We start from the raw sequence: 13,851 nt of genomic DNA, 5'->3' as shown, positions 1-13,851 counted from the left end.
GGTATCGGACGGCGGGGGCCCTCAGCGCGCGGCGAGCGCCCGTTCCCCGGCGGCCCGCATGGCCGCGAGGGGCACGTCCGCGCGTCCGGTCATCTGCTCGACCTGGAGGACCGCCTGGTGGACGAGGAGGTCGAGGCCGCCGACGACGGCCGCGCCACGGGCGGACCAGGCGGCGGCCAGCGCGGTGGGCCAGGGGTCGTACAGGACGTCGAAGAGGGTGCCGGGGCGGTCGGGGACCGCGGCGGCGAGGGCGTCGGTGGTGCCGGCCGGGGTGGTGGCGACGACCAGCGGCGCCTCGAAGGCGCGGGTCGCGTCGGCCCAGTCGGCGGTGCGGACGTCCACGCCGAGGCGCTCGCCCCAGGTGAGCATCTCCCGGGCGCGCTCGGGGCTGCGTACGTACGCGGTGACGGGACCGGTGCAGATCAGAGCCAGCGCGGCCAGGGCGGAGGAGGCGGTGGCCCCGGCGCCGAGGACGGCGGCGGACTCCGCCTTGTCGACGCCGCGCTCGGCGAGCGCGGCGGTCATGCCGGGGACGTCCGTGTTGTCGCCGGTGCGGCGGCCGTCCCGGTGGAACACCACCGTGTTGACGGCCTCCACGGCCGCGGCCGTGGGGCTGACGTCGTCGAGCAGGGGTATCACGGCGCGCTTGAGCGGCATGGTGAGCGAGAGCCCGGCCCAGCCGCCGTCCGCGGCGCGGGTCCCGTCGAGCTCGCGGGCGAAGAAGCCGGGCAGGCCGGCCTCGTCCACCTCGAAGCGGTCGTAGGACCAGTGGGCGAGGCCGAGCTCGGCGTAGGCCGCCCGGTGCAGCACCGGGGAGAGGGAGTGGGCGATGGGCGAGCCGAGGACGGCCGCCCGTCGCCGGTCAGCCGGTGCTGTCATTGAACTTCTTCTTCAGCCGTTCGAACTCGGAGACCGTCTTGGCGAACTCCGTCTTGTGCTTGCCGTCGGTGGCGACGAAGTACAGCCAGCCGTCCTTCGTCGGGTCCATCGACGAGTCGAGCGCGGTGAGGCCCGGGTTGCCGATCGGACCGGGCGGCAGGCCCCGGTGGTAGTAGGTGTTGTACGGGTCGGGGTCGGCGTTGATCTCCCTGGAGGAGATCTTGATGTGGCTGGTGCCCCGGAGGTAGTTGTACGTGGAGTCGAACTGGAGCTTCTGGTTCGTCTGCGTGTTGGTCGGCTTGAGGCGGTTGTAGACGACCTCCGCCATCTTGCGGAAGTCGTCCTCCGTCTTGCCCTCGGCCTGCACCAGGCTGGCGACGGTGACGAGCTGCCAGGGCCCGTCGAGGCCGAGCTTCTCCGCCTCGCCCTCCAGGTCCTTCTTGGCGTACTCGGCGCTGGCCCGCGCGACCATCTTGCGCAGCACGTCCTCGGGCTTGGAGCCCTGGGCGACCGGGTAGCTGGCCGGGAAGAGGAAGCCCTCCAGCGGGTCCTTGAGGTTGGGGTGGCCGGTGGCCCACTCGGGCAGGCCGAGTTTGGCGCCCTGGGACTTGGCGACGGCCGCGGTGGTGCCCGCCTTGCTGCCGGTGCGCTTGTCGATCTCCGCGTAGACCCAGGCGTTGCGCCGGCCCTCGGGGATGACGAAGTTGGAGCGGCTGGCCTTGTCCAGCATCAGGGCGACCGCGCTCTTGGCGGACATCTCCTTCTTCAGCGTGTACACGCCGTCCTGGATCAGCTTGCCCTGCGGGTTCTGGTTCTGCGCCGAGACGAAGGCGGCCTGGCTGGCGACGACGCCGGCCTTCTTGAGGATCATGCCGATCTCGTAGCCGCCGGCGCCCTTGGGGATCTCGACCTGGATCGTGCCGGAGCCGTCGCCGGAGTAGTCCTCGGCCGCGCCGAACTGGCCCTTCCAGAACTGGTACCCGAAGTAGCCGACGCCGCCCACGCCGCCGACCAGGACGGCCGCGACGACCAGGCAGGCCATCCCGTTCTTGCCCTTGCGGCTCTTGTTCCTGCCGCCCTTGCCGCCCTTGCCGCGGCCGGCCCTGCGGGAGCCGGCCGGGGCGTCCCCGTCGCGGCCGTCCCGGCCGTCGCGGTCGTCGCCGGGTGCGTCGGCGCCGGTGAAGAAGGGGTGGTTCTCCTCTTCCTCCTGGTGCCCGGGCACCTCGGGCCCGGGCTCGGCGTGCCGCTGGCCCGGGGGCTGCGGCGGCGGGTAGGCGTCGGGGGTGCCGTACAGGTCGGGGGCCTGGCCGCCGTACGGATCGGCCGGGACCCCGGCCGCGTACGGCATCGCCGCCTGCTGGCCGGTGTCCCAGTCGGTCGCGTACTGCTGCTGGCCGCCGCCGTAGCCCTGCTGCGACTGCTGCTGGTGGTACGGGTCCTGCTGGTAGGGGTCCTGCTGGTAGCCCTGGTGTCCGTAGTGCTGGTCACCGTAGTGCTGGGGCTGCTGCTGGTACGGGTCGTGCGGGACCTGGCCCTGGCCATGACCGTCGTACTGCGCGGCCTGCGGGTACTGCTGCTGGTGCTGACCGCCGTACGTCGCGTGGCCGTCGGCACCCTGCTGACCTTCCCATCCCTGGTCCCCGTACAACGGGTCCGTGGGATGCCACGGTTCGGAGCCGTGGCCCCGGCCATAATCAGTCATCGATCCCCAACCAGCCGCGAGGCGTCCGGACGGTCCGCCTCTACGTCGTGCGGCGGCTGTTCGAATGCCGCCGCATCGCGCGGAACGTTACCGTATCGCGATCAGATGACCACTTCGACGCCCTCACCGGGCGGATTACCTGATACCCGTTCGGACTCAAGAGCGTTCTGAAGGATGATCACGGCGGCGGCCTGGTCGATCACCGAACGGCCCTTCTTCGACTTCACCCCGGAGGCCCGCAGGCCCTGGCTCGCCGTCACCGTCGTCATCCGCTCGTCGACCAGACGGACCGTCACCGGCGCGACGCCCCGGGCCAGTTCCCCGGCGAAGAGCCGGACCTTCGCGGCCGCCGGGCCCTCGCCCCCGTTGAGGGAGCGGGGGAGTCCGACGACGACCTCGATCGGTTCGTACTCGTCCACGATCTGCTTCAGCCGGCGGTGGGCGGCCGGGACGTCGCGTCCCGGCACGGTCTCCACCGGTGTGGCGAGGACCCCGTCGGGGTCGCACGAGGCGACCCCGATCCGGGCGTCCCCGACGTCGATCGCGAGCCGGCGTCCGCGTCGCATCAGGCGGTTTCCGCCACGAGGCGCTCCACGGCGTCCATGGCCTGGCCGACGGCCTCCGGGTCCTGGCCGCCGCCCTGGGCGACGTCCGGCTTGCCGCCACCGCCGCCGCCGAGGGTCTTGGCGGCCGTGCGGACCAGCTCACCGGCCTTGAGGCCGCGCTCGCGGGCGGCCTCGTTGGTGGCGATGACCGTCAGCGGCTTGCCGTTGACCGTGGTGAACAGCGCGACGACGGCGGCCCGGTCGCCCGGGATGCGGCCGCGCACGTCGAGCACCAGCTTGCGCAGGTCGTCGGCGGAGGTGCCGTCCGGGACCCGGCCGGTGACCAGGGCCACGCCGCGGACGTCCTTGGCGCCGTCCACCAGCCCGGCGGCGGCCTGCAGGACCTTCTCGGCGCGGAACTTCTCGATCTCCTTCTCGGCGTCCTTCAGCTTGCCGAGCATCGAGGAGATCTTCTCCGGGAGCTCCTCGGGGCGGCCCTTGACCAGCTCCTGGAGCTGGGCGACGACCGTGTGCTCCTTGGCCAGGAAGTTGTACGCGTCGACGCCGACCAGGGCCTCCACGCGGCGCACGCCGGAGCCGATGGACGACTCGCCGAGCAGCTTGACCAGGCCGAGCTGGGCGGTGTTGTGCACGTGGGTGCCGCCGCACAGCTCCTTGGAGAAGTCGCCGATGGTGACGACGCGGACCCGCTCGCCGTACTTCTCGCCGAACTCGGCGATGGCGCCCTGCTTCTTGGCCTCGTCGATGCTCATGACCTCGGCGTGCACGTCGAGCTCGCGCGAGAGCACCTCGTTGATCTTCTGCTCGACGTCCGTGAGGACGGCGCCCGGGACCGCGTTGGGCGAGCCGAAGTCGAAGCGGAAGCGGCCGGGCGAGTTCTCCGAACCGGCCTGGGCGGCCGTCGGGCCGAGGGCGTCGCGCAGCGCCTGGTGGGTCAGGTGGGTGGCGCTGTGGGCGCGGGCGATGGCCCGGCGGCGCCGGACGTCGATCACCGCGTGGGCCGAGGAGCCCACGGTGACCTCGCCGACCTGGACGACGCCCTTGTGCACGTGGACGCCGGGGACCGGCTTCTGCACGTCGCGGACCTCGATGACGGCGCCGGTGTCCAGCCGGATGCGGCCCTGGTCGGCCTGCTGGCCGCCGCCCTCGGCGTAGAAGGGGGTGCGGTCGAGGACGACCTCGACCTCGTCGCCCTCGGTGGCGGCGGGCGAGGGCACGCCGTTGACCAGCAGGCCGACGACGGTGGACTCGCCCTCGGTGGCGACGTAGCCGGTGAACTCGGTGGCGCCGGAGCCGTCGGCGATCTCGCGGTAGGCGGAGACGTCGGCGTGCCCGGTCTTCTTGGCCCTGGCGTCGGCCTTGGCCCGGTCCCGCTGCTCCTTCATCAGGCGGCGGAAGCCGTCCTCGTCCACGGCGAGGCCCTGCTCGGCGGCCATCTCCAGGGTGAGGTCGATCGGGAAGCCCCAGGTGTCGTGGAGCAGGAACGCCTTGTCGCCGGGCAGGACCGTGCCGCCGGCGGCCTTGGTCTCGGTCACAGCGGTGTCGAGGATGTTGGTGCCGCCCTTGATGGCCTTGAGGAAGGCGGCCTCCTCGGCGAGCGCGACGGTCTCGATGCGCTTGCGGTCGGTGACCAGCTCCGGGTACTGCAGGCCCATCGTGTCGACGACGACGCCGATCAGGTCCTGGACCACCGGGCCGGTGGCGCCCATCAGGCGCATGTTGCGGATGGCGCGGCGCATGATGCGGCGCAGCACGTACCCGCGGCCCTCGTTGCCCGGCGTGACGCCGTCGCCGATGAGCATGGTGGAGGTGCGGATGTGGTCGGCGACCACGCGCAGCGACACGTCGGAGGCGTCGGCGGCGCCGTAGGCCACGCCGGTGAGCTCGGTGGCCTTGTCCATGACGACCCGGAGGGTGTCCGTCTCGTACATGTTGCGCACGCCCTGGAGGATCATCGCCAGGCGCTCCAGGCCGAGGCCCGTGTCGATGTTCTTCGACGGGAGGTCGCCCAGGATCGGGAAGTCCTCCTTGCCGTCGCCGGCACCGCGCTCGTACTGCATGAAGACCAGGTTCCAGATCTCCACGTACCGCTCGTCGTTGACGGCCGGGCCGCCCTCGACGCCGAACTCGGGGCCGCGGTCGTAGTTGATCTCGGAACAGGGGCCGCAGGGGCCGGGGACGCCCATGGACCAGAAGTTGTCCTTCTTGCCCAGGCGCTGGATGCGCTCGGCCGGGACGCCGATCTTGTCGCGCCAGATGGCCTCGGCCTCGTCGTCGTCGAGGTAGACCGTGATCCAGAGCTTCTCCGGCTCCAGGCCGTAGCCGCCGTCGGCCACGGAGCTGGTGAGCAGCTCCCAGGCGTAGCGGATGGCGCCTTCCTTGAAGTAGTCGCCGAAGGAGAAGTTGCCGCACATCTGGAAGAACGTGCCGTGCCGGGTGGTCTTGCCGACCTCTTCGATGTCCGGCGTGCGCACGCACTTCTGGACGCTGGTCAGCGTCGGGGAGGGCGGCTTGGTCTCGCCCAGGAAGTAGGGCTTGAACGGCACCATGCCCGCGGGCACGAGGAGCAGAGTCGGGTCGTCCGCGATGAGCGACGCCGAAGGGACGACGGTGTGACCGCGCTCCTCGAAGAAGCTCAGCCAGCGGCGGCGGATTTCAGCCGACTCCATCAGTGGTCCTCATTCCGGTTGTACGAAATCGTGGGGTACGAGTGGTGGGTGGGGTGCGCGGCCCGGTCCAGGGCCGGTGCCCGGCGCGGGGAGGGCAGTTCGGCGTCGACGGGGGCGTCGAGCCCGAGTGCCTCTCCCAACTCGGCTTCGCGCTGGACCATTCCCGCGCGCACGTCGAGTGCGAAGTCCTTGAGCCGGTGGCCGGTCTCGACGGCCTTGTTCGCCGCCTGCGCGGCGAGGCTCTCGGGCGTCAGCTGCCGGAGCTTGCGGTTGACCTTGGTGGTGGCCCACACACCGGCCGCTGCGCCCGCGGTGAACCAGAACGTACGGCGGAACATCGCGGCTTCAGTCCTTCTGCTTGCGGCGCCTGGCGGACGGTACGGTGCGGCCGACGACCACGGTGCGCCGGGCCTGGGGGCGCGGCGCCTCGTCCTTGCCCCGGCTGATCGCCCGGCGCACGCCGTAGCCGAACGCCGCGACCTTGACCAGCGGGCCGCCGAAGGTCGAGGCGACCGTGGTGGACAGCGCCGACGCGTTGGAGGTGACCTCCTGGACGTCGGACGCGATGGCGTCGACCCGGTCCAGCTGGGTCTGCGCGGAGCGCACCGTCGCCGAGGCGTCCGCGAGCAGCGGCACGGCCTGCTCGGTCACGTCCGCCACCAGCTTGGTGGTCGCCCTGAGCGTCTGGGCCAGCCTCACCAGCACCACGGCGAGGAAGGAGACCAGGATCGCCCAGAAGACGGCCACCAGGATCCCGGCCACCTCTCCACCGGTCACTGCGCACCGCTCTCTGCTCGTCGTCGGGGGCACCTTCGAAGACTTCTCTCGACCTCCGACCCTATCGCGCCCCGGGGCGGTCCCCGTACCGCATTTGCGGTCCGGAGGGAAGGAGAACGGGGTGACGATTGTACGGAGCGGGGCCGACTCAGTACGCTCCGTGTCCCATGCGACGGAGCAACCTCCCGGCGGAGTTCAACCGGTTCGTGGGACGGTCCGGGGAGCTGGCGGAGCTGAGGCGCCTGCTGGACCGGTCCCGCCTGGTCACGGTGGTCGGAGCGGGCGGCGTGGGCAAGAGCCGGCTGGTGCTGCGCGGCGCCGCCGCGGCCCGGCACCGCTACGCCGACGGCGCCGCGCTGGCCGAGCTGGCCCTGCTGCGCGACCCGGAGCTGCTGGACCACGAGGTGGCCGGGGCGCTCGGGCTGACCGACCACACCTCCCGGTCCCCGCGCGACGTGCTGGCCGAGCACCTGGCCGAGCGGCGGCTGCTGCTCGTCCTCGACGGCTTCGAGCACCTGGTGGAGCCCTGCGCGGCCCTGGTGCGGGACCTGCTGCGGCGCTGTCCGGGCCTGACCGTGCTGGCGGCGGGGCGGCGCACGCTGCGCCTGGACGGCGAGGCGGTGCAGCGGCTGGACCCGATGGCGCAGGAGGACGCGGTGCGGCTGTTCGCCGACCGGGCGGCCGGGACGCCCGGCTTCCGCACGGCCGACCCGGGCTCGGTGGCCGAGCTGTGCCGCCGCCTTGACGGGATCCCGCTGGCCCTGGAGCTGGCGGCGGGGCGGCTGCCGGCGCTCTCGGTGGAGCAGGTGCTGCACCGGCTCGACGACCGCTTCCGGCTGCTGAGCGGGGGGCGGCGCGGGGCGCTGCCGCGCCACCAGACGATGCGGACGGCCGTGGGCTGGAGCCATGAGCTGTGCGCGCCGCGCGAGCGGCTGCTGTGGGCCCGGCTCTCGGTCTTCCCCGGGCCCTTCGACCTGGACGCGGCGGAGTACGTGTGCGCGGGCGCCGGGCTGCCCGCGGACGAGGTGCTGGAGGTCCTGGAGGAGCTGCTGGCGCAGTCGGTGGTGGCCCGCGAGGACACGTCCGCCGGGGTGCGCTTCCGGATGCTGGACACGCTGCGGGCGTACGGGGCGGAGTGGCTGGAGGCCATGGGCGACACCGCGCGGATGCGGCGGCGCCACCGCGACTGGTACATGGGCCTGGCGACCTGGTGCGAGCTGGACTGGTTCAGCGCCCGGCAGCCGGAGGTGGCGGCGACCACCGAGAGCGCGCTGCCGCACCTGCGGGCGGCCATCGAGCTGTGCCTGGAGGACCCGCACGAGACGCACCTGGCCCAGCACCTGGCGGGGACCCTGTGGTTCTACTGGGTGGGCTGCGGGCGGCTGGCGGAGGGCCGGCACTGGCTGGACCGGGCGGTGGCGCAGGAGTCGGCGGAGCCGGCCCACGACGAGGCGCGGCTGAAGGCGCTGTGGGTGCTGGGGTACGTGGCGGTGCTGCAGGGCGACGGCACGGGTGCGGTGGGGGCGCTGCACGAGTGCCGCGAGGGGGCCGCGCGGACGGGCAACCCGGTGGCGGCGGCGTACTCCACGCACCGGCTGGGCTGTCTGGCGCTGCTCTCGGACGACATGCCGCGCGCGGAGGAGCTGCTGCGGCGGGCCCTGGGGCAGTACGCGGAGCTGGGCGAGCTGAACAGCAACGTGCTGATGGGCCGGGTGGAGCTGGCGATGGCGCTGGCCTTCCAGGGCGACCTGGCGGCGGCGGTGGAGGTGTGCGAGGAGGTCCGCGCGGTCTGCGCGGAGCGCGGTGAGCTGTGGACCCGGGCGTACGCGCTGTACGTCCTGGCGTACGCGGCGTGGACGCGCGGGGAGCACGGGCGGGCGCGGGAGCTGCTGGCCGAGTGCATCGCCATCGACCACGCCTTCCACGACCTGGTGGGCCTGGTGCTCGCCGTCGAGCTGCTCGCGCTGGTGACGGCGTGCGAGGGCGATCCGGCGGAGGCCGCGGTGCTGCAGGGGGCGGCGGCGCCGGTGTGGGAGTCGGTGGGGGTGCAGCTGTTCGGCTCGGGCTACTTCGGGGCGCCGCGGGCGGTGTGCGAGCGGACGGCCGGGGAGGCGCTGGGCGCGGAGGGGTACGCGCGCTGCCGGGCGAAGGGCGCGGAGCTCGGGCTCGACGCGCTGGTGGAGCGGGCGCTGGCCCGGCGGGAGGAGCCGCCGGTGGCGCGGGGGGCGGGGCAGCGTGCCGTACCGCAGGCCCGGGAGGCGCGACGGGGGCCGCACAAGCGGAAGCCCGCCGGCTCGCCCACCGGGAACGGTGGGGAGACGGCGGGCTGAAGCGCCTGGTGGGGCCGCTACCGCTGGATCAGCGGGCGTAGTACTCGACGACGAGCTGCTCGTCGCAGATCACCGGGATCTCCTTGCGCTGCGGGTCACGGTCCAGGCGGAACGCCAGGGCCTTCAGGTTGACCTGCAGGTAGCGCGGGGTCTCGCCGTCCGTGTCGTAGCCACCCTCGCGGGCGACCTGGAAGGGGACCTTGGCGCGGCTGCGCTCGCGGACGGTCACGACGTCGTCGGGACGCACGCGGAAGGACGGCTTGTCGACCTTGCCGCCGTTGACCTCGATGTGGCCGTGGACGACCATCTGGCGGGCCTGGTAGATGGTGCGGGCGATGCCCGAACGCAGGACCAGCGCGTCGAGGCGGCGCTCGAGCTCGACCACCAGGGCCTCGCCCGTCTTGCCCTCGGCCTTCTTGGCGCGGTCGTAGGCGCGGGCCATCTGGCGCTCGCTGATGTCGTACTGGGCGCGCAGGCGCTGCTTCTCGAGCAGACGGACCTTGTAGTCCGAGTTCTGCTTGCGGCCACGGCCGTGCTCGCCCGGCGGGTAGGGGCGGGCCTCGAAGTACTTGACGGCCTTCGGCGTCAGGGCGATGCCGAGCGCACGGGACTTCTTGACCTTGGGACGCGACTGGTTAGGCACGTTCTCCAGACCTCCGTTGTAGGTTAGGTTAGGCTCACCTTACTCAAGGAGATCGCATGTCTCGTCCGGGGAACACCAGTCACGTCACGGACAGCACGAAGAAGGCCGCTACCCTGAAAACCCAAGGGGGCGGCCCCGGCATCCTCGAGGGAGCCGGTCACGTGACGGAGGTCCGATCAGATCGTGGTCAGCCGCGTCCCAGCGGACTTGAAACCACCCGGATGCCGTCAGCAGCCGAGCGCACACGAACTCTCGTACAGAGTACATGCTCCGCGGTGCTGGTCGTGCCGGGGGTCGAGGCCCCCCTGCCCGAGCAGCTCGTCCCCGAGGGTCGCACGGTCGGCGAGGACGGCGAGGTCTACCTGCTGTTCCCGGCCGATTCCCCGGCGGTACGGGCCGCCACCCACGCCCAGGACGACGAGCTGTCCGCCGTGCTGGAGCTCACGGACGTGGCCCCGGTCTCCGTCCCGCACCGCATCCGGGGCCGCGCCTGGGTGTCGGGCTGGCTGACCCGGGTGCCCGGCGTCGCCGAGCCCGGCCGGATGCTGCTGCGCCTGGAGGTCGGCGAGGCGTACGTGGACGACCTGTGGGGCGCCCAGGCGGTGGAGCCGGACGACTTCGCGGCGGCGGCCCCGGACCCGCTCGTCGAGCACGAGACGGAACTCCTCCAGCACCTGGCCTCCGTCCACGGCGGGCAGGTGCGCGAGCTGCGGACGCTCCTGGGCGAGCGGGCGGCGGGCGCGGCGGACCTCCGGGCGGCCCCGCTGGCCCTGGACCGCTTCGGCCTGCGGCTGCGCTTCAGCGACGGGCACGGGCCGCGCGGGCACTGCTTCGACGTGCGCTTCGACTTCCCCGAGCCGGTCGCCGACGTGACCGGGCTGCGCCGCGCGATGCGCACCCTCTTCGAGGCGGCGCGCTCCTGAGCCCCCGGGGACTTCCTCAGGGGCAGGTGGCGAGCAGGTCCTGGAGCGCGAGCTTCTCCGGAGCCGTGACGGTCAGCCCGTACTTGGCCTTGATGCCGGTCCAGCGGCGGCCGTACTCGCACCAGTACGCCTGGCGCGGGGGCTTCCACTTGTCCGGGGTCTTGCTGCTCTTGTCGTAGTTGGTCTGCTTGTCGGCGGCGAGCAGCACGTCCAGGTCGTTGGCGTACGCCAGCCGCCGCGCGGGCGTCCAGCCGTACGCGCCGGCCCGCCAGGCCGCCCCGAGCGCGACCACGTGGTCCGTCTGGATCTGGGACGCGCGCCGGTAGGAGTAGGGCAGTTCCTTGCCGGTGTACGGGTCGTGCAGGACGCCCGAGAGGACCACGCACGGGTTGCGGTCGCCGACCCGCAGGTCGCTCAGGTCCCGGCGCAGCACGTCGTCGCGGGTGTCGCAGCCGTTGCGCCCGCCCGGGGCGTCGGTGTCGTCGGACCACGTCTCGCCGAACTCGGCGCGCTTGTACGTCTCCCAGTTCTTGCCCCACGCCACGGTGAGCTTCGCCAGCTGCTCCCTGGCCCGGGCCGGGTCGGGCGGGAAACCGGGGCTGACCAGCGGCACGGCCGAGACGAGCGCGGCCGCGCTGGACCTCGCCGCGGCGGAGGGGCCGTCCCCGGGGTGGGCGCAGGCGGTGGCCGTCACCACGAGGAGCACGCCGACCCCGACACCACGTCTGATCATGGCCCGAGCTTATGACCGCCCCGGCCCCCGCGCCTCGTGGGCAGCGCCCCTACTCCCCCTTGAGGCGCTCCCTTACCTTCTCCACCACGTCCGCGTACCTCGCCTCCGCCCCGTACCGCGTCGGCTCGTAGTAGTGGCGGCCGTGGATCTCGTCCGGTGCGTACTGCTGCGCCGCGATCCCGCCCGGCACGTCGTGCGGGTACACGTACCCCTGCGCGTGCCCCAGCTTGGCCGCGCCCTTGTAGTGGCCGTCGCGCAGGTGGGCCGGGACCGGGCCGGCCAGGCCGTTGCGCACGTCCGCGCGCGCGGCCCCGATCGCCAGCGTCGCGGTGTTGGACTTGGGCGCCAGCGCCAGCGCGATCGTGGCGTGCGACAGGGTGAGCGCGGCCTCCGGGAAGCCGATCATCGCGACCGCCTGCGCCGCCGCCACCGCGAGCGGCAGGGCCGCCGGGTCGGCCAGGCCGATGTCCTCGCTGGCCGAGATCATCAGGCGCCGGGCGATGAAGCGCGGGTCCTCGCCCGCCTCGATCATGCGGGCCAGGTAGTGCAGCGCGGCGTCCACGTCGGAGCCGCGGATGGACTTGATGAGCGCGCTGGCCACGTCGTAGTGCTGGTCGCCGTCGCGGTCGTAGGTCACCGCCGCCCGGTCCACGGTCTCCTCGACCGTGGAGAGCGTGATCTCCTCCTCGTGCTTGGCCAGGGCCGCCCCGGCCGCCGCCTCCAGGGCGGTCAGCGCGCGCCGCGCGTCCCCGCCCGCGATACGCAGCAGGTGCGCCTCGGCGTCCTCGGCCAGCGTGACCGCGCCGCCCAGGCCGCGCTCCTCGGTGAGCGCGCGCCGCAGCAGTCCGCTCAGGTCGTCGTCGGTGAGCGGTTCGAGGGTGAGCAGCAGCGAGCGGGAGAGCAGCGGGGAGATCACGGAGAAGTACGGGTTCTCCGTGGTCGCCGCGATCAGGGTCACCCAGCGGTTCTCCACGGCCGGCAGGAGCGAGTCCTGCTGGGCCTTGGAGAAGCGGTGGATCTCGTCGAGGAAGAGGACGGTGTCCTTGCCGAAGCCGCCGGCCGCGCGCCGGGCGCCGTCGATGACGGCCCGGACCTCCTTGACGCCCGCGGTGATCGCGGACAGCTCCACGAACCGCTTGTTGGTCGCCTTGGACACCACGTACGCCAGGGTCGTCTTGCCGATCCCCGGCGGTCCCCACAGGATCACCGAGGACGCCCCGGCCGGGCCTCCCCCGCCCTCGCCGACCAGCCGCCGCAGCGGCGACCCCGGCTTGAGCAGGTGCTGCTGGCCCATCACCTCGTCGAGGGTGCGCGGGCGCATCCGGACCGCCAGCGGGCTGCTGGACGGGTCCTTCTCCTGGCGCTCTTCGGCGGCTGCGGTAAACAGATCGGGCTCCACGTCGACCCACCCTAAGTCAGGGCACTGACAACGCCGCCCGCACCGGTCAGCTGGTCCAGAAGTCCCACCAGCGGGTCAGGATCAGCATGCCGATGATGCCGATGTGCAGGACCGGCAGCACCCAGGTGAACTCGTCGAGGAAGCCGCGCAGCCAGTTCGGCGCGGGCAGCAGCCCGTTGCGGACGTTGTGCGCGGTGACGAACCAGAACATCACGATGGTGCCGACCCAGGCCAGGCAGCACCACAGGCACAGCGAGTTGATGTTGTACAGCGACTGGTACGTCAGCCAGGCGCAGAAGACGACGCCGAAGAGCGTGCCCGCGTTGAACACCAGCCAGTACCAGCGCGGGAAGCGGGCCCCGGCCAGCAGGCTGACGCCGACGGCGATCACGACGCCGTACGCCACCAGGCCGAGCATCGGGTTCGGGAAGCCGAAGACCGAGGCCTGCTCGCTCTTCATGATGTTGCCGCAGGACACGATGGGGTTGAGGCTGCACCCCGGCGTGAAGTTGGGGTCCTCCAGCAGCTTGAACTTGTCGATCGTGATGACCCAGGCGGCGAGCAGCCCCATCGCGCCGGTGATCACCAGCAGCCACGCGAACGCGCGCCCGCCCCCCACGGAACCGCGTGCGCCCCCCGTCCCGTGGTCGGAGGACACGTCGTCAACCGCTGCAGTCGTCATATCGCCGTTCCATCACTCGTCTGCCGGCAGGGCAGGGCCATTCTGCCGCACGCGCCGTCACCGCCACCGTCGGCCGGGCACGAGGAGCCCGGGCCTCCGCGCGGCCGGCCCCACAGCCCGGTCCCACACCCCTGTCTCACAGCCCTGCGATGAACAGCGTGACCGACCGGAAGACCAGCAGGGCGTGCAGCAGGATCCCCACCGCCGCCGCGGCCCGCGTCCTGGCCAGGACGCCGGACTGCGCCACGGCGCGTACGGACCAGACGAGTCCGGCCAGCGCGATGGCCCCGAGCACCAGCCCGGCGATCACGTTCCCCGGGCCGCTCCCCTGGGCGACGCCCCGGAGGGTCAGCGCGAGCAGCAGGAGGGCCGCGATCCACCCGACCACCGCCCAGGCCGCCCGGCGCGCGTACCGCGGTCCAGCCGGGAGGGCGGGCCCCGGCAGGGACGGGACGAACGCGGGCGTCGTGGACGGCGTGGCGGACCGGGCCCGCGCGCGGGCGGGGCGCCGCGTCCCGGCCGGGGGCGCCGACCCGTGCGCGCGCGGT

The 13,851-nt window shown here is 72.9% G+C and carries 12 protein-coding genes and 1 pseudogene; 2 read left to right on the top strand and 11 right to left on the bottom strand.

The window, feature by feature from the left end; all coding sequences use genetic code 11:
- Positions 1–21 precede the first annotated feature (21 nt).
- From ABT160_RS34990 to ABT160_RS34965, 6 genes are all read right to left on the bottom strand, one after another.
- Positions 22–879: a shikimate dehydrogenase gene (locus ABT160_RS34990; RefSeq protein ID WP_351652004.1), complete on the bottom strand. Its 858-nt coding sequence runs from the start codon at positions 877–879 to the stop codon at positions 22–24.
- Positions 863–2,581 carry an endolytic transglycosylase MltG gene (gene mltG / locus ABT160_RS34985; RefSeq protein ID WP_351652003.1) on the bottom strand — a complete coding sequence of 573 codons (1,719 nt, stop codon included), beginning with the start codon at positions 2,579–2,581 and terminating at the stop codon, positions 863–865. Before mltG ends, ABT160_RS34990 begins: the two co-directional genes overlap by 17 nt.
- Before the next feature lie 101 nt (positions 2,582–2,682).
- On the bottom strand, positions 2,683–3,147 hold the full coding sequence (gene ruvX / locus ABT160_RS34980) for a Holliday junction resolvase RuvX (RefSeq protein ID WP_351652002.1): 465 nt from the start codon (positions 3,145–3,147) through the stop codon (positions 2,683–2,685).
- Complete coding sequence (gene alaS, locus ABT160_RS34975) at positions 3,147–5,816, bottom strand: alanine--tRNA ligase (protein WP_351652001.1); 2,670 nt, start codon at positions 5,814–5,816, stop codon at positions 3,147–3,149. Before alaS ends, ruvX begins: the two co-directional genes overlap by 1 nt.
- Complete coding sequence (locus ABT160_RS34970; RefSeq protein WP_351652000.1) at positions 5,816–6,154, bottom strand: DUF6167 family protein; 339 nt, start codon at positions 6,152–6,154, stop codon at positions 5,816–5,818. The genes alaS and ABT160_RS34970 overlap by 1 nt, the downstream gene beginning before the upstream one ends.
- 7 nt (positions 6,155–6,161) lie before the next feature.
- Positions 6,162–6,593 carry a DUF948 domain-containing protein gene (locus ABT160_RS34965; RefSeq protein WP_351651999.1) on the bottom strand — a complete coding sequence of 144 codons (432 nt, stop codon included), beginning with the start codon at positions 6,591–6,593 and terminating at the stop codon, positions 6,162–6,164.
- A gap of 167 nt (positions 6,594–6,760) precedes the next feature.
- Here ABT160_RS34965 and ABT160_RS34960 point away from each other — a divergent pair, with 167 nt between their 5' ends.
- Positions 6,761–8,923, top strand: a complete 2,163-nt coding sequence (locus ABT160_RS34960; RefSeq protein ID WP_351651998.1) for an ATP-binding protein — start codon at positions 6,761–6,763, stop codon at positions 8,921–8,923.
- Positions 8,924–8,951: 28 nt separating this feature from the next.
- Here the strand turns inward: ABT160_RS34960 and rpsD are convergent, their stop codons facing one another.
- Positions 8,952–9,566: a 30S ribosomal protein S4 gene (gene rpsD, locus ABT160_RS34955; RefSeq protein ID WP_351651997.1), complete on the bottom strand. Its 615-nt coding sequence runs from the start codon at positions 9,564–9,566 to the stop codon at positions 8,952–8,954.
- 221 nt (positions 9,567–9,787) lie between these two features.
- On the opposite strand from rpsD, the gene ABT160_RS34950 reads away from it, so the two are divergent.
- Positions 9,788–10,489, top strand: coding sequence for a DUF2470 domain-containing protein (locus tag ABT160_RS34950; RefSeq protein WP_351651996.1), 702 nt, complete (start codon positions 9,788–9,790; stop codon positions 10,487–10,489).
- 16 nt (positions 10,490–10,505) lie between these two features.
- Here the strand turns inward: ABT160_RS34950 and ABT160_RS34945 are convergent, their stop codons facing one another.
- The 4 genes and pseudogenes from ABT160_RS34945 to ABT160_RS34930 all read right to left on the bottom strand — a co-directional run.
- Positions 10,506–11,222 (bottom strand): HNH endonuclease family protein, encoded by a 717-nt coding sequence (locus tag ABT160_RS34945; RefSeq protein ID WP_351651995.1) that lies wholly within the window; start codon positions 11,220–11,222, stop codon positions 10,506–10,508.
- Positions 11,223–11,271: 49 nt separating this feature from the next.
- A complete protein-coding gene (locus tag ABT160_RS34940) occupies positions 11,272–12,621 on the bottom strand; it encodes a replication-associated recombination protein A (protein ID WP_351651994.1) in 1,350 nt (449 codons plus the stop codon).
- Between the two features lie 46 nt (positions 12,622–12,667).
- Complete coding sequence (locus ABT160_RS34935; protein ID WP_351651993.1) at positions 12,668–13,303, bottom strand: vitamin K epoxide reductase family protein; 636 nt, start codon at positions 13,301–13,303, stop codon at positions 12,668–12,670.
- A 136-nt stretch (positions 13,304–13,439) separates the two neighbouring features.
- A pseudogene (locus ABT160_RS34930) lies at positions 13,440–13,851 on the bottom strand (hypothetical protein); the annotation flags it as partial.

It is taken from the genome of Streptomyces sp. NPDC001941 (assembly GCF_040296945.1).
Lineage (GTDB): Bacteria > Actinomycetota > Actinomycetes > Streptomycetales > Streptomycetaceae > Streptomyces.
This window is presented reverse-complemented; position numbering and strand designations above follow the sequence as displayed.